This window comes from Mycolicibacterium pulveris (assembly GCF_010725725.1).
GTDB lineage: Bacteria > Actinomycetota > Actinomycetes > Mycobacteriales > Mycobacteriaceae > Mycobacterium > Mycobacterium pulveris.
Genome location: NZ_AP022599.1, coordinates 1,597,430 through 1,613,879 on the forward strand (window position 1 = coordinate 1,597,430; position 16,450 = coordinate 1,613,879).

Consider the following 16,450-nt stretch of genomic DNA (forward strand, 5'->3'; position numbering starts at 1 on the left):
GCGTTACTCGGGTTGGTCGATTTCGGTTGCCATCAAAGGCAATTCACCAGCGGCGACGGCATCGACGGCCTGCTGGTCGAGTTCGAAGAGCTCGCGCAGTGCCTCGGCGTAGCTGTCGCCGCCCGGCGCGCTGGCCAGTTGCTTGACGCGCACGGTCGGGGCGTGCAGCAGCTTGTCGACCACCCGGCGCACGGTCTTGGCGACCTCGGCGCGGTGCGCGGCGTCCAGGCCCGGCAGCCGGTTGTCCAGCCTCAGCAACTCGGCTTCGACGACGTCGGCGGCGCGCTGCCGCAGCGCGGTGACGGTCGGGGTGACCTCGGACATGCGCTGCCCGGCCAGGTAGTTGGCAACCTCGGCGGCGACGATGCCGCGGGCGGCCTCGGCGTCGGAGGCCGCGGCGCGGGCCGAGGGTTCGCGCTGGATGCGCTCCATGTCGACGACGTAAACGCCGGGCAGACCGGCGATCGCCGGGTCGACGTCGCGGGGCATACCGAGGTCGCAGATCACCAGGTGTTCGCGCTCGGAGCGCCCGGCCAGGCCGCGATGCGCGTCGGCCAGCGAGACCACCGGCCGCACCGCGCCGGTGCACGACACCACGACGTGGGCCTCGCCGAGCACGCCCGCCATGTGATCGAGCGGATAGGCCTCGGCGGCCACGCCCTGGGCACGGACGTGCTGGGCGAGGCGCCGGGCCCTGGTCACCGACCGGTTCACCACGTGCACGCTCTCGATACCGGCGCGGATGAGCTGCTTGGTCGACAACGAGCCCATCGAGCCGGCGCCGATCACCACCGCGGTGCGCCCGGCCAGCGAGTCCAGCTTGGTTTCGGCGATGCCCAGCGCCACCGACACCACCGACGTGCCCGCGGCGTCGATACCCGTCTCGGTGTGCACCCGCTTGCCCACCGACAACGCGCGCTGGGACAGCTCGTGCAGGGTGCGCCCGACGGTCCTGTTGGCCTCGGCGGCGGCGTAGGCGCGGCGGACCTGCCCGAGTACCTGCTGTTCGCCGATCACCGCCGAATCCAGCCCGCTGGCCACCGCGAACAGATGCTCGACCGCGGCCTCCGCGTACCGCACGTAGGCGTATCTGGTCAGGTCGCTCAGCGACATGCCGGAGTGTTCGGAGAGCACCTGCCCGATCACCGAAAGGCCGCCGTGGAACGCCTCGACGACGGCGTAGACCTCGACCCGGTTGCAGGTGGACAGCACCATGGCCTCGGTCACCAGGGGGGATTGCAGCACCTGGTCGACGATCTTTGCCTGTTCAGCCTCGTCGGTGCTCAGTTGCTCGAGGACCGACACCGGCGCGCTGCGGTGCGAAACACCAAAAAGCAACACGCTCACGGCCGCATCACCATGCGATCCACGGTAGCCGCTGGACAGTTAGGTAACCAAATTTCGCGCATACTGCCGACCGGGGATTTCACGGCGCCAGGTCCGCCCGCAACCGTGGCTCGTCGACCTCCCAGTAGCTGTGCTCGCTGCCGTCGAGCAGCACCACGGGAAGCCGGTCGCCGAACTCCGCGCGCAGCGCCGAGTCCCCGCCGGCCGCGGCGGCGTCGACGTCGGTGATCGTCAGCGCGAACCCGAGCTCGTCGGCCAGCCTCCTGAGCTGGGTGGCCGCGCCCGCGCAGACCGCACACCCCTCCCGTGTCAGCAACTGCACCCGCCGGTCCATGTCAGCAGTATGACCGGTGCGTGACTTAGGGTTGATTTCGTGTCCGATTCCGGTCGCATCGAGACGGAACAGCTGGCGGGGCCGTCCACGCCCGAAGCCCAACAGGTCGCCGGTGAAGCCAGCGCCGAGGCGGCTGTCACGGAGTTGGCCACCGAGGAGGTCACCACTGGGCCGCCACCGCCGCTGGATTTGACCGCCGCGGCGTTCTTCGACGTCGACAACACCCTGGTGCACGGGTCGTCGATGGTGCACTTCGCCCGCGGGCTGGCCGCGCGCGACTACTTCACCTACCGCGACATCGCCAAGTTCATCTACGCGCAGGCCAAGTTTCAGCTCATCGGCCGCGAGAACAGCGACGACGTCGCCGAGGGCAAACGCAAGGCGCTGGCGTTCATCGAGGGACGATCGGTCGACGAGCTGGTGGCGCTGGGCGAGGAGATCTACGACGAGATCATCGCCGACAAGATCTGGCCGGGCACCCGCGCGCTGGCGCAGATGCATCTGGACGCGGGCCAGCAGGTCTGGCTGGTCACCGCGACGCCGTACGAGCTGGCGGCCATCATCGCCCGGCGGCTGGGGCTGACCGGGGCGCTGGGCACCGTCGCCGAGTCGGTGGACGGCGTGTTCACCGGCAGGCTGGTGGGCGACATCCTGCACGGCACCGGCAAGGCGCACGCGGTGCGGTCGCTGGCCATCCGCGAGGGGCTCAACCTCAAGCGCTGCACCGCGTACTCGGACAGCTTCAACGACGTGCCGATGCTGTCGTTGGTCGGCACGGCGGTGGCCATCAACCCCGACGCCGATCTGCGTGAGCTTGCCCGTGAGCGCGGTTGGGAGATCCGTGATTTCCGCACCGCCCGCAAGGCCGCGCGCATCGGGGTGCCGTCGGCGCTGGCCCTGGGCGCGGTCGGCGGGGCGCTGGCGGCCATCGCGTCGCGCCGCCAGGACGGCAAGTGAGCGGCCAGGCGCTGATAGGCTCGCGCCCGCTGACCCCGAAAGAAGAGATCGCTTCATGGGCATTGCCGAAAAGATCGTCGGAACCCACTACCGCTACCCGGATTACTTCGAGGTGGACCGGGAAAAGATCCGTGAATTCGCCAGGGCGGTCAAAGACGAGCATCCGGCGCACTACTGGGAGGACGCCGCCAAGGAGTGCGGCCACGACTCGCTGATCGCGTCGCTGACGTTCCTGGCGGTCGCGGGCCGTCGGGTGCAGTTGGAGATCTTCAACCAGTTCGACGTGCCGATCAACATGGAGCGGGTGCTACACCGCGACCAGAAGCTGACCTTCCACCGGCCCATCCTGGCCGGGGACCGCCTGTACTTCGATTCGTATCTGGATTCGGTGACCGAGTCGCACGGCGCGGTGGTCACCGAGATCCGCGGTGAGGTGACCGACGCCGAGGGCAGGCCGGTGATCACCAGTGTCGTGACCGTGATGGGCGAGGCCGCCTCCGACACCGAAGCCGACGAGGTCACCGAGCAGATCGCGGCGGCCCGCGATGAGGCGCTCAAGAAGATGCTTGCCAAGCAAACCGCTAAGGGCAGTTAACAATTCGGCGCGTGACGCTCAGCCGAAGAACGTGTTGCGCCGATTGGCCAGCAGCTGATACAGGGTCTGCTGGATGGTCTCGCGCACGTGGTCGGTCAGCTCGAAGGTGACCATCGGGTCCTCGGCGGCCGACTCGTCGTAGCCTGCGGTCTCGATCGGCTCGCCGAACTGGATGTGCCACTTCGACGGCAACGGCACCATCCCCGCGGGCCCGGCCAGCGGGAAGAACGGCGTGATCGGGAAATACGGCAGCCCGAGCAGTCGGGCCAGCAGCTTGACGTCGGCGATCATCGGATAGATCTCCTCGGAGCCGACGATCGAGCACGGCACGATGGGCGCCTTGGCGCGCAGCGCGGCCGACACGAACCCGCCCCGGCCGAACCGCTGCAGCTTGTAGCGGTCCTTGAAGTGCTTGCCCAGACCCTTGTAGCCCTCCGGAAAGACGGCCGTCAGCTCGCCGGCGGCCAGCAGTCGGTGCGCGTCGGCGGTGCAGGCCATCGTGTGGCCCGCCTTGCGCGCGGCGTGGCCGAGCACCGGCAGGTCGAAGACCAGGTCGGCGGCCAGCAGACGCAGATCGCGGTGCGTCGGATGGTGGTCGTGTACCGCCACCGACGTCATCAACCCGTCGAACGGCAACACGCCCGCATGGTTGGCCACCACCAGCGCCGCGCCGGAGATCGGCAGGTTTTCGATCCCGCTGACTTCAACCCGGAACCAGGACTTGAAAAACACCCTCAGCAAAGGCAAAAAGATTGCGTTGTTGAGGTGCGAGTCGAAGCCGAACTCGTCGACCGGGTAGTCACCGGTCATCCGCTTGCGGATGAACTCGGCCACCACCGCGATGTGCTTGGCGAGTTCGGTGGGCGTCGCCTCGCTTGCGGCCGCGGCGCCCGCGACCACACCGCGGTGCTCGTCGATCTCGTGGATGACGGCCGCGATCTGTTCGGCTGACGCACCGCCGGGCGGATCGGAGAGCACCGAGGGATGTCGACGGCGAGCGCCTTCGGCACGTGCGGCAGACCGCCGCTGAGCCGCTGCACGACTCGAATTCTTATGCAGCGGAATGACTTTCGCCTTCGGCTCGCCCGCCACGTTCGTTACCTTCTCCCGGTTATCTGTAGAGTTTGCGTCTACCTTCCCCACCGTTGCGCCGCTGCCACGGCCCGACTCTCCATTGAGCGTACCCAGCCGGGGTCGATGATCGGAGTCAAGCCGCGACCCCGGACGTAGTCGTCAAAGGCCTCCACGGTTGTCCACTTCGGGTTGAAGCCAAGGTCATTGCGCATTCGCGTGGTGTCCATGACCCTGCCGTAACTCAAATAGTCCAACTGCTCGCGATCCAGCTCAGTGTAGCGAGTTGCGCGCCACAGCGAATCCGCAGCGGCCAAAACCGGTCGCGGCAGCGGCAGCGGTATCCGGCCGGCCCGCCGGATCGCCTGGCTCATCATGATGATCCCGGGAGCGCCGATGTTGAAGGTCCCCGGCTTACCCGCCATCGTCGCCCGCTCCAGCGCGCCGAGCGCGTCCTGCTCGTGCAGCAGCTGCAGCCGCGCGTCGTGCCCGACGACGGTGGGCACCACCGGCCCGGCGAGGTAGCGCGACAGCGCGGTGTCCATCGCGGGCCCGATCATGTTGGCCAGCCGCAGGATTGTCACGGTGATGTCGGTGCGGCGCCGGCCGAGGCCGCGCGCGTAGCCCTCGATGTCGATGCTGTCGCGCGCGAACCCGTCGCGGGGCGGGCGCCTTGCGCTGCTGTCCTCGGTGAACATCACCGGGTCGTGGGCGCTGGCGCCGTACACCTCCGACGTCGACTTGACGACCACGCGGCGCACCGCCGGCGCCTTCTGGCAGGCGGCGAACAGCTGGATCGCGCCCATCACGTTGAGTTCCTTGAGCGTGGCCCGCCCGCCCGAGCGCGGGGCGTAGGACGCCGCGGCCGCGTGCACCACGGTGTCGACGTCGCCGTTGCGGATCACCTTGGCGATGAACGGGTTACGGATGTCGGCGCGCACGAACTCGGCGCGGCCCATCCGGCGCAGCAGGTCCTTGCTCGGCGCGATCGCGTCGACGGCGATGACGTGGTTGATCAACGGGTTCTGCGCCAGCCGGGCGGTGAGGTATCCGCCAAGGAACCGGCACGCCCCGGTGACCAGAACGACCTTCGGATAATGCACGCTCTCGCGTGAGTCAGACCCGTCAGCGTGCCCGAAAGAGCGACCCTCGGAATCCATATCCGGTCAGCCTAGCGACCGCGGGCGAAAGTTACTTGCCGAGCTTCCTACGCTGCACCCGGGTGCGACGAAGCAGCTTACGGTGCTTCTTCTTCGACATCCGCTTGCGCCGCTTCTTGATGACTGAACCCATGAACTCCGAAGTCTCCGCTACCTATGGCATTGCTTGACCCGGCTACCTTACCGGGACCACCTCGGCGAACGGAAAACGGCTCGGTCTAGCCGGCGTCGAAGTACGAGCTCTCCAGCATGTCGTGGACAGCCTTGGCGTGCACCCGGAACGATCGGCCGACCCGCACGGCGGGCAGCTCTCCGTTGTGCACCAGCCGATACACGGTCATCTTGCTGACCCTCATCAGGCTCGCCACTTCGGCGACGGTGAGAAATTGAGCTCGTGGCGGCTGGCTGTCGGCGGAGCCGGTGTCACGTGCCGACTTGCCACTAGCCGAATCCCGCGCCGATGGCCCGTTCATAGACGTCATCGCAACCCAATCATTCAAGGCACGGGCCGTTCCAGCGGCTTCCCCTCCGCTGGCATCCCAACCCGTGCTTACAAGGAGGAGAATAGCGTGGCTTGTGGGGTTACTGCGACGGGTGTGGGTTATTCGATCGGAATTAATTGAATTACCCAGATGTAATTCCGAGCTGCTCAGAGCGGGTTTTTGCGGCTTCCACGGCGTTGGCCACCGCCGCCCGCAAACCGCCCTTTTCCAGTTCCCGCAGACCAGCCGCGGTGGTACCGCCCGGCGAGGTAACCGTCGCGCGCAGCGCGGCGGCGGACGTGTCCATGGCCGGGGGCGCGTCCGTACCGCCGGCCGCCTGGGTCTGGTCGAGCCGATCCAGCAACATCGCCGCCGACCCGGCCATGGTCTGCGCCACGAGTTCGGTGGCCACCGACCGCGACAACCCCGCGTTGACGCCGGCGTCCACCATCGCCTCGACCATCAGGAAGAAGTACGCCGGGCCCGACCCCGACAGCGCGGTGACGGCGTCGAGTTGGGACTCCGGAACGGTCAGCACTCCGCCGACGGCGTCGAAGATCGCCGACACCTCCTTGAGGTGCTGCGCGGTCGCGAACCGGCCGGGGGCCAGCGCGCTCACGCCCCCGCCGACCACCACCGGCGCGTTGGGCATCACCCGGATGACGGGCGCACCGGCGGGCAGCTTGTTCTCGAAGAAGGCGGTCGTGACACCCGCCGCGATCGTGACGAAAACCTGTTCGGCCGTGTCGCTTTCGGCCTGGGCCGCGGCTTCGGCGATCTCGGCGACCAGGCCCTCGACGTCGAACGGCTTCACCGCGACGATCACGTACGTCGCGGTGCCGACGGCGTCGGCGACCGACGTCACCAACACCGAGTGCTTCTCGGCCAGGTACTTCGCGCGGTCGGGATCCTTCTCGGCCACCACCAGGTCCTTGACCTGCCGCCCGGCGCGCAGCAACCCGGACAGCAGCGCCTCACCCATGCCTCCGCCACCGACGATCGCGATTCTGGCCATGCGCCAAAGCATTGCAGATGCGTGCCGGGCTACGCGCTCGGCACCATCGCGAGTTGGCGGGTCTGCACCACGATGTGGCCCTCGGAGTCGACGACGATGTGGTCTTCGTCGAACCAGTCCTGGCCGATCTGCACCGTCGTGCACAGCACGCGCAGCCAGCCGTCGGCCGGACGGGCGCGCAGGTAGGCCGTCAGCTGCACCGTCGGCGCCCATCCGAACCGGTTGACGCCGAACGTCACCGGGGCCGACACGTCGCCGCACAGCAGCGCGAACAACACATCCGGGGCGGCGCCCTTGGGCCGCACCCAATACTCGATGATCGGCGGCCCGCCGTCGGTGCGGGGGGCGAAGCTGGTCAGCGACGGCCGGATGTCGCAGCCGCGCGCCAGGTGGACGATGTCGGCCATCGGATGGCCCGGGCCGATCGGCTCCAGGCCCGGCGGCGGCTCGGGCGGCATGAGCGGAACGACCGGGTTCACCGACAACAGCGGCGCGACGTGCTGCTCGGGTTCGGCCAACGTGACCGCGGCGCGCACCGCCGTGCGCTCGCCCTGGTTGAGCTCCACGTCGATGAGGCTGACCCGGCGACCGCGTTTGCGCACCGTCGTGGTGACCCGCATCGGCCCGGGGTCCGGCGCCCACAGGAAGTTGCCAGACACCGCGATCGGCTCGACGCCGTCGCCGGCGTGCTCGGTGCGGGCCGCGTTCGCGCACAACGCCAGCATCGCCCCGCCGTGCACCTTCGGCCCGATCGTCCAGTGCTCGTTGAGCTCACCGTCGTACACGCCGTCGCCCACCTTGGTGAGCGCCATCGCGTCGGTGAACAGGGTGGAGCCAGGCATGGGCGGTTTCCTCCGTCAGCGGGGTGTCAGCGCAGCAGGTGCGCGCGGGCGAACTGCAGCGACTCCGTCAGCAGCGCCTCGCGTTCGGCAGCGGTCCGCGCGCCCGACGTGGTCACCTCAAGGATCACATGCCCGGAAAAGTCGCTGGCCGCCAGCGTCTGGCAGATCTCGACGGTGGGCTGGGTGCCGTGGCCGGGCACGAGGTGCTCGTCGGTGGATGCGCCGCTGCCGTCACACAGGTGCAGGTGCACCAGCCCGTCACCCATCCGGCGGGCCATGTCGATCGCATCGGTGCCCGCCGTGGCGGTGTGGGACAGGTCGAGCGTGTAGTGGGCGTGGTTACCGTCCAGCGGGTCGTAGGACGGGGCGAACGCGGAGAAGCCGGGGCCGGGCTTGCCGCCGCGATTGCGCATCCGCTCGATCGACGTCTGGCCGGCGCCGAAGAACCGGTCGGCGCGGAACGGAAACATGTTCTCCACCGCGACCATCACGTGGCTGGACGCCTCGAGTTCGGCGACCTGCTCGCTGAACCCCTCGGCATAGCGGCGCTGCCAGCGAAACGGCGGATGCACGACGACGGTCTGGGCGCCCAGCTCCTCGGCGGCGCGCACGCTGCGTTCGAGTTTGGGGATCGGGTTGGCGCCCCACACCCGCTGCGAGATCAACAGGCACGGCGCGTGCACCGACAGCACCGGCACCCCGTAGCGCTTCGACAGCTTCGCGACGGCCTCGACGTCCTGGCTGACCGTTTCGGCCCACACCATCAGCTCGACGCCGTCGTAGCCCAGCCGCGCGGCGTACTCGAACGCGGCCTCGGTTCTCAGCGGGTAGACCGAGGCCGTCGACAAACCGACCTTGATGGCGGGGCGCACGGTGCTTATCGGGTTATCGGCCGGCCGCCTAGCCCGACTGCAGCAGCGCCAACGGGCCCAACGTGACCAGGGCCCCGACGGCCACCGCGATCAGCGTGCTGCCGATGTCTTCGGTCTTGCGTACCACCCGCACGCCGACGACGAGACCCAGGATCACCAGCACCGACAAGACCAGCGCGACGATGTTGTTCCACTTCCACAGCTGGTCGAACGCGATGAACAGGCCCGCGCCGAACGCGACGGCGACGACACACTGCCCGACCACCCAGGCCGCCCGCAGGATCGCCGACATCCGCGAGGGGGCGGCGGTGTCGAGATCTTCGTCAAGGTCTTCGTCGAGGTCCTCGTGGTCCTCGAGATCGATGTCCTCTGGGCCCGGGCGGGTGTCGCGGGCGGTGAGGTCGTCGTCGACCGTCGGGCCGCCGAACAACCTGTCGTCGCTGTCGCTGGAGCGCAGGTATGACGGCAGCTCGTCGTCGTCGGCGTCTTCGGCGGCCTTGTCCAGTTCGGCGACGTCCGCGTCGTCCTCCCCGGCCGGGGCGTCGGCCCAGCCGATGACCGGGTCGGGGCTCATCGTCTCGGCGTCCACCGCGGCGGTCGACTTGGGGCGCGACTCCGAGCGCCGCGGTGGCGCGAAGAAGTCCAGGTCGACGTCTTTCTCGCGGTGCTCGATGTAGGCCGCGTAGTCGGCGACGGCGTCGGCGTAGTCGTCGGCCTCGTCCTCGGTAGCCTCGGCTTCGTCGGTATCGGTGACGTCGGTGGCCTCGGTGTCGGTGACGTCGGTGGTGGCCTCGGCCGCGGTGGTCTCGGCCTCCTCGACGTCGGGGGCGGCTGCCTCTTCGGGCGCCTCTACGGTGTCGGGCTCGGCCTCGGTGACGACATCCTGGTCGACGGCGCCGTTGGTCTCGACGGTCTCGACGGCCTCGACGGCCTCGACGGCCTCGGTGTCGGCGGTGTCTTGCGCGGTGTCGGTGGCCTCAGCTTCGTCGGTGTCGGTGGCGCGGACGATCGGGATCTCGCCGGTGAGCTCGGCGACCGTGACCGAGCCGGTGGCGCCGCGGCGTCGCCTGCGTCGACCACCGATGGGTGGGGCACCGATGGTGCCGTTGCGCGCGAGCAGCTCCGCAACCGAGATCGGTCGTGTGCTGCTGCTGTCGTCTGATCCTGTCATCGTCTGTCGCCTCTGGGCCTCGTCACCTATCGTCCAGCATTCCGTCCGGACGTTTCCACCGAGACCGGATTCTCATTCTCGGTATGGCCGTTAAGGCCGCTACCGTTGGTTTCGCTGTCGAGTTTCCGCAGAATCAGCCCTTCCCGCAACGCCCACGGGCAGATGTCCACGGTCTCCACAGAAAGCGCGTTCATGCTGGCCTCAGCCACCAACGCCCCGGCCACGATCTGCGGCGCCCGGTCGCTGCTCACCCCTTCCAACTCCGCTCGGTCAGCAGCGGTCATCCTAGAGATGAAAGCTATGAGCTGCCTAAGGCCGGTGGCCGTCAGCGTCCGTTTCACCCTCGGCCCTGCTCCTGACGGTGCCGCGCCGGTCAGTCGGGCCAGTGAGCGGAACGTCTTGGAGGTCGCCACGGCCAGGTCGGGGGCACCGGCCTTGATCACCTCGGCGCCGGCGTCGGCCAGCTCGGTGGCCAGCCAGTCGCGCAGCATCGCGACCCGGCGTCGGCCCGGCGGGTCGTCGGGCAGCCACTCGCGGGTCAGCCGGCCCGCGCCCAGCGGCAGCGACAGCGCCACCTCCGGCTCCTCGTCGACGCCGTTGCACAGCTCCAGCGAGCCGCCGCCGATGTCGATGTTGACGATGCGCCCGGCGCTCCAGCCGTACCAGCGGCGCACGGCCAGGAAGGTCAGCCGGGACTCGTCGACGCCGCTGAGCACCTTGAGCTCCACCCCGGTCTCGGCCTGCACCCGTGCCAGCACGGCATCGGAGTTCGTGGCGTCGCGCACGGCCGAGGTGGCGAACGCCATCAACTCCGCGCACCCGGAGCTGGCGGCGATCTTGGCGAACTCGTCGACGGTGCGGACCAGCTTGTCGGCGCACTTGCGGGTCAGGTTGCCCGACGAGTCCATCGATTCGGCGAGCCGCAGCGAGGCCTTGGTGGAACTCATCGGCGTCGGATGACCACCGCGGCGCGCGTCCACCACCAACAGGTGAACGGTGTTGCTGCCCACGTCGAGCACGCCTAATCGCACTCTCCCAACTTAATCGGTCTACCGTTGGATACGTGACTGGCACACACCCCGGAGAGGTCGAACTCGATTTCGCCCGTGAGTGGGTCGAGTTCTACGACCCCGACAACCCCGAGCATCTGATCGCCGCCGACATGACATGGCTGCTGTCGCGGTGGACGTGTGTGTTCGGCACGCCCGCGTGCAAGGGCACGGTGGCGGGCCGCCCGGATGACGGGTGCTGTTCGCACGGGGCGTTCTTGTCCGACGACGACGACCGTGCCCGCCTCGACGACGCCGTCGAGCAGCTCACCGACGAGGACTGGCAGTTCCGGGACAAGGGCCTGGGCAAGAAGGGCTACCTCGAAATGGACGAGTACGACGGCGAACCCAACCTGCGCACCCGAAAATACAAGGGCGCCTGCATCTTTCTGAACCGGCCGGGGTTTCCCGGCGGGATCGGGTGTGCGCTGCACAGCAAGGCGCTGAAGCTGGGCGTCGAGCCGTTGACGATGAAGCCCGACGTGTGCTGGCAGCTGCCGATCCGGCGGGTGCAGGATTGGGTCGAGCGCCCGGACGGCTCGGAGATTCTCAAGACCTGGATCACCGAGTACGACCGCAGGGGCTGGGGTGAGGGCGGTGCGGACCTGCACTGGTACTGCTCCGGCGACCCGGCCGCGCACGTCGGCGCCAAACAGGTGTGGGAGTCCTACGCCCCCGAGCTCACCGAACTGCTCGGCGAGAAGGCCTACGCCGAGCTGGCCGCGATGTGCAAGCGGCGCAGCGCGTTAGGGCTCATCGCGGTCCACCCCGCCACCCGCGCGGCCGAATAGGGATTTCGGCGTATTTCGTCACGGTCAGCGTGACAAACTACTCCGAAATCGCTAGCCCTCGAGCTTGTAACCCAGGCCGCGCACCGTGACCAGGTGCACCGGGTTGGCGGGGTCGCTCTCGATCTTGGACCGCAGCCGCTTCACGTGCACATCAAGGGTTTTGGTGTCGCCGACGTAGTCCGCGCCCCACACCCGGTCGATGAGCTGCCCTCGGGTCAGCACCCGTCCGCTGTTGCGCAGCAGATACTCGAGCAGATCGAATTCCTTGAGCGGCAGTGTGATCGTCTCACCGTTGACGGTGACCACGTGCCGTTCGACGTCCATCCGGATCGGACCCGCCTCCAGCACGCCGTCACCGACCCCATTGTCGTCGGTCTCGGCGCCACGCCGCAGCACCGCGCGGATACGCGCGATCAGCTCACGCGCCGAGTACGGCTTTGTGACGTAGTCGTCGGCGCCGAGCTCCAGGCCGACGACCTTGTCGATCTCGCTGTCGCGGGCCGTCACCATGATGACCGGAACGCTTGAGCGCGAACGCAATTGCCTGCACACGTCGGTTCCGCTCATCCCCGGCAGCATCAGGTCGAGCAGGACGATGTCGGCACCGGCCCGCTCGAATTCGGCCAGCGCCGAAGGGCCGTCGGCCACCACCGTGGCCTCGAAGCCCTCCTTGCGGAGCAGAAAGGCCAGGGGATCAGCCAAGGACTCCTCGTCCTCCACGATCAACACGCTGGTCATTTTGTTTCGCTAGTCCTCTCGTTCGCGGTGCGCATCTTCGTTTCCAGTATGGGGATATGCCGGAATCGACAGCGTGAACGTCGATCCCGTACCAGGCCGGCTCCACAGCCGGATCGATCCGTTGTGGTTGGCGGCGACATGTTTGACGATGGCCAGCCCGAGGCCGGTGCCGCCGGTGGCCCGTGAGCGCGCCTTGTCCACTCGGAAGAAGCGTTCGAAAACCCGCTCCTGGTCTTCGGGGGCGATGCCGATGCCGCGGTCGGTGACCGCGATCTCGATATGGTCGTCGCGTCGACGTCTGCTGATCGACACCGAAGATCCGTTGGGTGAGTACGCGATTGCGTTGGCGACCAGGTTGGCCACGGCGGTCACCAGCAGCGTCTGATCACCGAGGACCTGGTAGCCGGTCGGCGCGTCGGTGGTGATCGCGATGTCGGCGTTGTCGGCCGCCACTTTGTAGCGCGACAGCGCCTCGGACACCACGGTGTCGACGTCGACGGCTTCCAGATCGGGCAGGCGTTCGGCGCCCTGCAGCCGGGACAGTTCGATCAGCTCGCCGACCATGTTGGCCAGCCGGTGCGATTCGGCCAGCATCTTCTCGGCGAAATGGCGCGCGGTCTCGGGGTCGTCGGCGGATGCCAGCAGTGCCTCGGCGAGCACGCTCATCGCGCCAACGGGGGTCTTGAGCTCGTGGCTGACGTTGGCGACGAAGTCTCTGCGCGTGGCTTCCATCCGCGCGTGCTCGGAGAGGTCGTCGACGTACACCACCGCGAACCGGCGATCCTGTTCGGTCAGCAGCCGCACGTGCCCGCGGATGGACTGCACCGACCGTCCCGGCGTGCTGCGTTTGCGTGGCGACAGGTCGACCTCGGCGTCCTCCCCCGTGGCCAGGGTGCGTTCGGCGGCCAGCCACGCCCGGTCGTCGAGCAGCCGGTCGGTGACCAGGCCCAGCTCACGCGCGCGTTGGTTGGAGTAGACGACGTCACGGAACTTGTCGACCACGACGATGCCCACCGGCGACTGGGAGAGCACGTGCTCGAGCATCTGCGAGACGGTGATGCCGGCCTGTTGGGCGGCCCGGCGGCGCCGACGCTCGATCCAGCGGGGAGCAAGGCCCGCCCCGAGCCCGACACCGATCACCAGTGCGAGCAGCACCACCGCCGCGAGCAGTAGCGCCGATACGACACTCACGCGAAAAGCGTACGCATACGGTGAACGTCATCCCAGCAGCGTGCGGCGTAATCGAGATAAGTCACACAACAAATCTCAGGTATTCGACCGCTGTTCACCGAATGTTTGCCCGCACCGGGGGTTTCTCGCCCTATTTGGCGCCCTGGGCCGCGACGGCGGCCGCCCCGGCCGCGGCGGCCTCGGGGTCCAGGTACTGCCCGCCGATGACCGTCGGCTTGAGGTCGGAATCCAGGTCGTAGCGCAACGGGATGCCGGTGGGGATGTTGAGGCCGACGACCTCCTCGTCGGACATGCCGTCGAGGTGCTTCACCAGCGCGCGCAGCGAGTTGCCGTGCGCGGCGATCAGCACGGTCTTGCCTGCGCGCAGGTCGGGTTCGATCACCTCGGTGTAGTACGGCACGAACCGTTCGACGACGTCCTTGAGGCATTCGGTGCGCGGCGGGCCGCCGGGGATGTCGGCGTAGCGCGGGTCGGCGTCCTGGCTGTAGGTGCTGCCGAGCTCGATCGGCGGCGGCGGGGTGCTGTAGCTGCGCCGCCACGCCATGAACTGCTCCTCGCCGTACTTCTCCTTGGTCTCGGCCTTGTTCAGCCCCTGCAGCGCGCCGTAGTGGCGCTCGTTGAGCCGCCAGTCGCGATGCACCGGGATCCAGTGCCGGTCGGCCTTGTCCAGCGCGAGGTTGGCGGTGGTGATCGCCCGGCGCAGCAGCGACGTGTAGAGCACGTCGGGCTGGCGGTCCAGTTCCTTGATCAACTCACCGGCACGGATGGCTTCAGCGCGGCCCTTGTCGGTCAGGTCGACGTCGACCCACCCGGTGAACAGGTTCTTGGCGTTCCAGTCGCTTTCGCCGTGGCGCAGCAGGATGAGCGTGGAATTTCCCATGTCGACGAGCCTAGTCGGAGGCGAGACCGACGAAATGGCGGGATCTGGTCGCCCAAACCCGCCAAAGCGTCGGTTCCGGTGAAAGTGCGGGGATCAGTCGTCGTCGATGAGGTGCTCGAAGGCGCGCAGGTTGTTCAGCGACTCACCGCGCGACACCCGCCACTCCCACTCCTTCTGGATGGACGACCGAAAACCCAGCTCCAGCAACGTGTTGAAATCGGAATCGACGGCTTCGAGCACCTGGCCCAGCACCCGGTCGATCTCGTCGTGGGTGACCGCGTGCAGCGCGATCCGGCCGACCAGATAGATGTCGCCGACGTTGTCGAGGGTGTAGGCCACGCCGTACAGCCTGCGGTTGCGCTTGAGCAGGAACCGGTAGACGCCCTCGTGGTTCTCGTCGGGCTTGCGGCACACGAACGCCTCGATGCGCACCGAGTGCTCGCCGATGGACAGGATCGTGTTCGTCTTGAGGCGACGCTCGCCGGGAAGCTCGACGATGATCCCGGGCAGCCCGCCGTGCGCCCCCTCATGGCGGGTGCAGACCAGCTCGCTCTCCTTGCAGGCGTCGACGATGATCTGCTCGACCTCGGCGGGGTTCATGCCCGCACCCGCCGCCGGGAGAAGATGCGGCCGGTGCGCCGCGCGGCGGGGTCGCGGCGCTGGTGGCGGGCGCGGTAGTCGCTGATCGCGCGCCCGTAGCTGGCCAACAGCGCATCGACGGTGTGCGACCAGGAGAACGTGGCGGCATGCGCGACGGCCGCAGTGCGCAACATGTCCGGGTCGCGCTCCAGCAGCGCGCCGATGGCCGCGGACCAGTCGTCGACGTCGTGGCTGTGCACCAGGGTGCCGGTGACACCGTCGCGCACGGCGACGGGCAACCCGCCGACCGCGGCCGCCACGACCGGGGTACCGCACGCCTGCGCCTCGATGGCGACCAGGCCGAACGACTCCGAGTAACTCGGCACCGCGATCAGATCGGCGGCCCGATACACGTTGACCAGCGATTCTCGGGACTGTGGCGGCAGGAACGTCACGCGATCGGAGATACCCAGGTCGTCGGCCAGGCGGATCAGCCCGTCGGGCGCCTGCAGCCCGGTGCCCGACGGGCCACCGGCGATCAGCACCCGCAGCCCGGGTAGCTTCGCCGCGGCGCGCAGCGCCAGATCGGGCGCCTTGAGCGGTTGGATGCGCCCGACGAAACCCACCGTCGGCGCGTCGGGGTCCAGCCCCAGCGCGGCGCGCGCCGCGCGCCGGTCGCCGGGGGTGAACGTGTCCAGGTCGACGCCCGGGTGCACGACGTCGATACGGGCCGGGTCCGCGCGGTGCAGCGAAACCAGTTGCTGCGCTTCCATTTCGGTGTTGACGATCAACCGGTCAGCCTCGTCGACCACCTGCTGTTCGCCGACCGCACGCAGCGGCGGTTCCGGCGCGTCACCCTCGGCCAGCGCGGCGTTCTTCACCGCGGCCAGCGTGTGCGCGGTGTGCACCAGCGGCACCGCCCAGCGGTCCCGCGCCAGCCAGCCCACCTGACCGGAAAGCCAGTAATGCGAGTGCACGATGTCGTAGTAGCCGGGTTCGTGGGTGGCTTCGGCACGCAGCACGCCAGCGGTGAACGCGCACAGCTGGGTGGGCAGGTCGTACTTGTCCAGCCCCTCGAAGGGCCCGGCCACGACGTTGCGCACCAGCACGCCCGGCGCCACCGGCACCACCGGCGCGTCGGCCGACGTTGTGGCCCTGGTGAAGATCTCCACCTCGACGCCGCGTCGCGCCATCTGCAGCGCGGTTTGCAGCACGTAGACGTTCATGCCGCCGGCGTCGCCCATGCCGGGCTGGGCCAGCGGGGACGTGTGCACCGACAGCACAGCGACGCGCCTGGGAGCCGGGCGGCCGGCGACATCGGGCCTGGGAGCCGGGCGGCCGGCGACATCCGTGGCTAGGCGCACACACTCATGTCT

At 68.6% G+C, this 16,450-nt stretch carries 19 protein-coding genes; 3 read left to right on the forward strand and 16 right to left on the reverse strand.

The genetic code is table 11. From position 1 onward, the window contains the following. Positions 1 to 3 precede the first annotated feature (3 nt). On the reverse strand, positions 4 to 1,347 hold the full coding sequence (locus G6N28_RS07905; protein WP_163899084.1) for a glutamyl-tRNA reductase: 1,344 nt from the start codon (positions 1,345 to 1,347) through the stop codon (positions 4 to 6). Positions 1,348 to 1,426: 79 nt separating this feature from the next. Continuing rightward, positions 1,427 to 1,681 carry a glutaredoxin family protein gene (locus tag G6N28_RS07910; RefSeq protein ID WP_163899087.1) on the reverse strand — a complete coding sequence of 85 codons (255 nt, stop codon included), beginning with the start codon at positions 1,679 to 1,681 and terminating at the stop codon, positions 1,427 to 1,429. Positions 1,682 to 1,720: 39 nt separating this feature from the next. Here G6N28_RS07910 and G6N28_RS07915 point away from each other — a divergent pair, with 39 nt between their 5' ends. Together G6N28_RS07915 and G6N28_RS07920 are read left to right on the forward strand one after the other, a co-directional pair. Further along, positions 1,721 to 2,638, forward strand: a complete 918-nt coding sequence (locus G6N28_RS07915) for an HAD family hydrolase (protein ID WP_235674501.1) — start codon at positions 1,721 to 1,723, stop codon at positions 2,636 to 2,638. A 55-nt stretch (positions 2,639 to 2,693) separates the two neighbouring features. Next, a complete protein-coding gene (locus G6N28_RS07920) occupies positions 2,694 to 3,233 on the forward strand; it encodes an FAS1-like dehydratase domain-containing protein (RefSeq protein ID WP_163899090.1) in 540 nt (179 codons plus the stop codon). An 18-nt stretch (positions 3,234 to 3,251) separates the two neighbouring features. Here the strand turns inward: G6N28_RS07920 and G6N28_RS07925 are convergent, their stop codons facing one another. The 9 genes from G6N28_RS07925 to G6N28_RS07965 form a co-directional block, all read right to left on the reverse strand. Next, positions 3,252 to 4,325: a lysophospholipid acyltransferase family protein gene (locus G6N28_RS07925; RefSeq protein ID WP_163899093.1), complete on the reverse strand. Its 1,074-nt coding sequence runs from the start codon at positions 4,323 to 4,325 to the stop codon at positions 3,252 to 3,254. Between the two features lie 38 nt (positions 4,326 to 4,363). Continuing rightward, complete coding sequence (locus G6N28_RS07930) at positions 4,364 to 5,464, reverse strand: SDR family oxidoreductase (RefSeq protein WP_163899096.1); 1,101 nt, start codon at positions 5,462 to 5,464, stop codon at positions 4,364 to 4,366. Between the two features lie 31 nt (positions 5,465 to 5,495). Continuing rightward, on the reverse strand, positions 5,496 to 5,597 hold the full coding sequence (locus G6N28_RS07935; protein WP_003402602.1) for a 30S ribosomal protein bS22: 102 nt from the start codon (positions 5,595 to 5,597) through the stop codon (positions 5,496 to 5,498). Between the two features lie 85 nt (positions 5,598 to 5,682). Beyond that, positions 5,683 to 5,946 (reverse strand): helix-turn-helix domain-containing protein, encoded by a 264-nt coding sequence (locus G6N28_RS07940; protein ID WP_046752438.1) that lies wholly within the window; start codon positions 5,944 to 5,946, stop codon positions 5,683 to 5,685. Positions 5,947 to 6,088: 142 nt separating this feature from the next. Further along, complete coding sequence (gene proC / locus G6N28_RS07945; RefSeq protein WP_179962037.1) at positions 6,089 to 6,961, reverse strand: pyrroline-5-carboxylate reductase; 873 nt, start codon at positions 6,959 to 6,961, stop codon at positions 6,089 to 6,091. A gap of 29 nt (positions 6,962 to 6,990) precedes the next feature. Further along, positions 6,991 to 7,803, reverse strand: coding sequence for a thioesterase family protein (locus G6N28_RS07950; protein ID WP_163899102.1), 813 nt, complete (start codon positions 7,801 to 7,803; stop codon positions 6,991 to 6,993). A 26-nt stretch (positions 7,804 to 7,829) separates the two neighbouring features. Then, complete coding sequence (locus G6N28_RS07955) at positions 7,830 to 8,675, reverse strand: sugar phosphate isomerase/epimerase family protein (protein WP_163899105.1); 846 nt, start codon at positions 8,673 to 8,675, stop codon at positions 7,830 to 7,832. A gap of 28 nt (positions 8,676 to 8,703) precedes the next feature. Continuing rightward, the gene (locus G6N28_RS07960) at positions 8,704 to 9,846 is read right to left on the reverse strand and encodes an Rv0497 family membrane protein (RefSeq protein WP_163899109.1); all 1,143 of its coding nucleotides are present in this window, start codon (positions 9,844 to 9,846) and stop codon (positions 8,704 to 8,706) included. Positions 9,847 to 9,872: 26 nt separating this feature from the next. Next, entirely contained in the window at positions 9,873 to 10,877 is a 1,005-nt protein-coding gene (locus G6N28_RS07965) for a Ppx/GppA family phosphatase (RefSeq protein ID WP_163899113.1), read from the reverse strand. Positions 10,878 to 10,909: 32 nt separating this feature from the next. On the opposite strand from G6N28_RS07965, the gene G6N28_RS07970 reads away from it, so the two are divergent. Further along, positions 10,910 to 11,686 carry a DUF3109 family protein gene (locus tag G6N28_RS07970; RefSeq protein WP_163899116.1) on the forward strand — a complete coding sequence of 259 codons (777 nt, stop codon included), beginning with the start codon at positions 10,910 to 10,912 and terminating at the stop codon, positions 11,684 to 11,686. A 51-nt stretch (positions 11,687 to 11,737) separates the two neighbouring features. Here G6N28_RS07970 and G6N28_RS07975 read toward each other — a convergent pair whose 3' ends face one another. The 5 genes from G6N28_RS07975 to mshA form a co-directional block, all read right to left on the reverse strand. Next, complete coding sequence (locus G6N28_RS07975) at positions 11,738 to 12,424, reverse strand: response regulator (protein ID WP_163899119.1); 687 nt, start codon at positions 12,422 to 12,424, stop codon at positions 11,738 to 11,740. 9 nt (positions 12,425 to 12,433) lie between these two features. Then, a complete protein-coding gene (locus tag G6N28_RS07980; protein WP_163899121.1) occupies positions 12,434 to 13,615 on the reverse strand; it encodes a PAS domain-containing sensor histidine kinase in 1,182 nt (393 codons plus the stop codon). Between the two features lie 130 nt (positions 13,616 to 13,745). Then, the gene (locus tag G6N28_RS07985) at positions 13,746 to 14,495 is read right to left on the reverse strand and encodes a phosphoglyceromutase (protein ID WP_163899124.1); all 750 of its coding nucleotides are present in this window, start codon (positions 14,493 to 14,495) and stop codon (positions 13,746 to 13,748) included. A 93-nt stretch (positions 14,496 to 14,588) separates the two neighbouring features. Then, positions 14,589 to 15,095 carry a type III secretion system chaperone family protein gene (locus G6N28_RS07990; protein WP_179962038.1) on the reverse strand — a complete coding sequence of 169 codons (507 nt, stop codon included), beginning with the start codon at positions 15,093 to 15,095 and terminating at the stop codon, positions 14,589 to 14,591. Further along, complete coding sequence (gene mshA, locus G6N28_RS07995; protein WP_163899127.1) at positions 15,092 to 16,438, reverse strand: D-inositol-3-phosphate glycosyltransferase; 1,347 nt, start codon at positions 16,436 to 16,438, stop codon at positions 15,092 to 15,094. Before mshA ends, G6N28_RS07990 begins: the two co-directional genes overlap by 4 nt. Between the last annotated feature and the right edge of the window lie 12 nt (positions 16,439 to 16,450).

What these genes read in the sequence shown, in the direction of transcription:
- G6N28_RS07910 (WP_163899087.1), bottom strand. Translation starts at nt 1,681, where the DNA reads ATGGACCGGCGGGTGCAGTTGCTGACACGGGAGGGGTGTGCGGTCTGC.
- G6N28_RS07920 (WP_163899090.1), top strand. Translation starts at nt 2,694, where the DNA reads ATGGGCATTGCCGAAAAGATCGTCGGAACCCACTACCGCTACCCGGAT.
- G6N28_RS07930 (WP_163899096.1), bottom strand. Translation starts at nt 5,464, where the DNA reads ATGGATTCCGAGGGTCGCTCTTTCGGGCACGCTGACGGGTCTGACTCA.
- G6N28_RS07935 (WP_003402602.1), bottom strand. Translation starts at nt 5,597, where the DNA reads ATGGGTTCAGTCATCAAGAAGCGGCGCAAGCGGATGTCGAAGAAGAAG.
- G6N28_RS07940 (WP_046752438.1), bottom strand. Translation starts at nt 5,946, where the DNA reads ATGACGTCTATGAACGGGCCATCGGCGCGGGATTCGGCTAGTGGCAAG.
- proC (WP_179962037.1), bottom strand. Translation starts at nt 6,961, where the DNA reads ATGGCCAGAATCGCGATCGTCGGTGGCGGAGGCATGGGTGAGGCGCTG.
- G6N28_RS07950 (WP_163899102.1), bottom strand. Translation starts at nt 7,803, where the DNA reads ATGCCTGGCTCCACCCTGTTCACCGACGCGATGGCGCTCACCAAGGTG.
- G6N28_RS07960 (WP_163899109.1), bottom strand. Translation starts at nt 9,846, where the DNA reads ATGACAGGATCAGACGACAGCAGCAGCACACGACCGATCTCGGTTGCG.
- G6N28_RS07975 (WP_163899119.1), bottom strand. Translation starts at nt 12,424, where the DNA reads ATGACCAGCGTGTTGATCGTGGAGGACGAGGAGTCCTTGGCTGATCCC.
- G6N28_RS07985 (WP_163899124.1), bottom strand. Translation starts at nt 14,495, where the DNA reads ATGGGAAATTCCACGCTCATCCTGCTGCGCCACGGCGAAAGCGACTGG.
- G6N28_RS07990 (WP_179962038.1), bottom strand. Translation starts at nt 15,095, where the DNA reads ATGAACCCCGCCGAGGTCGAGCAGATCATCGTCGACGCCTGCAAGGAG.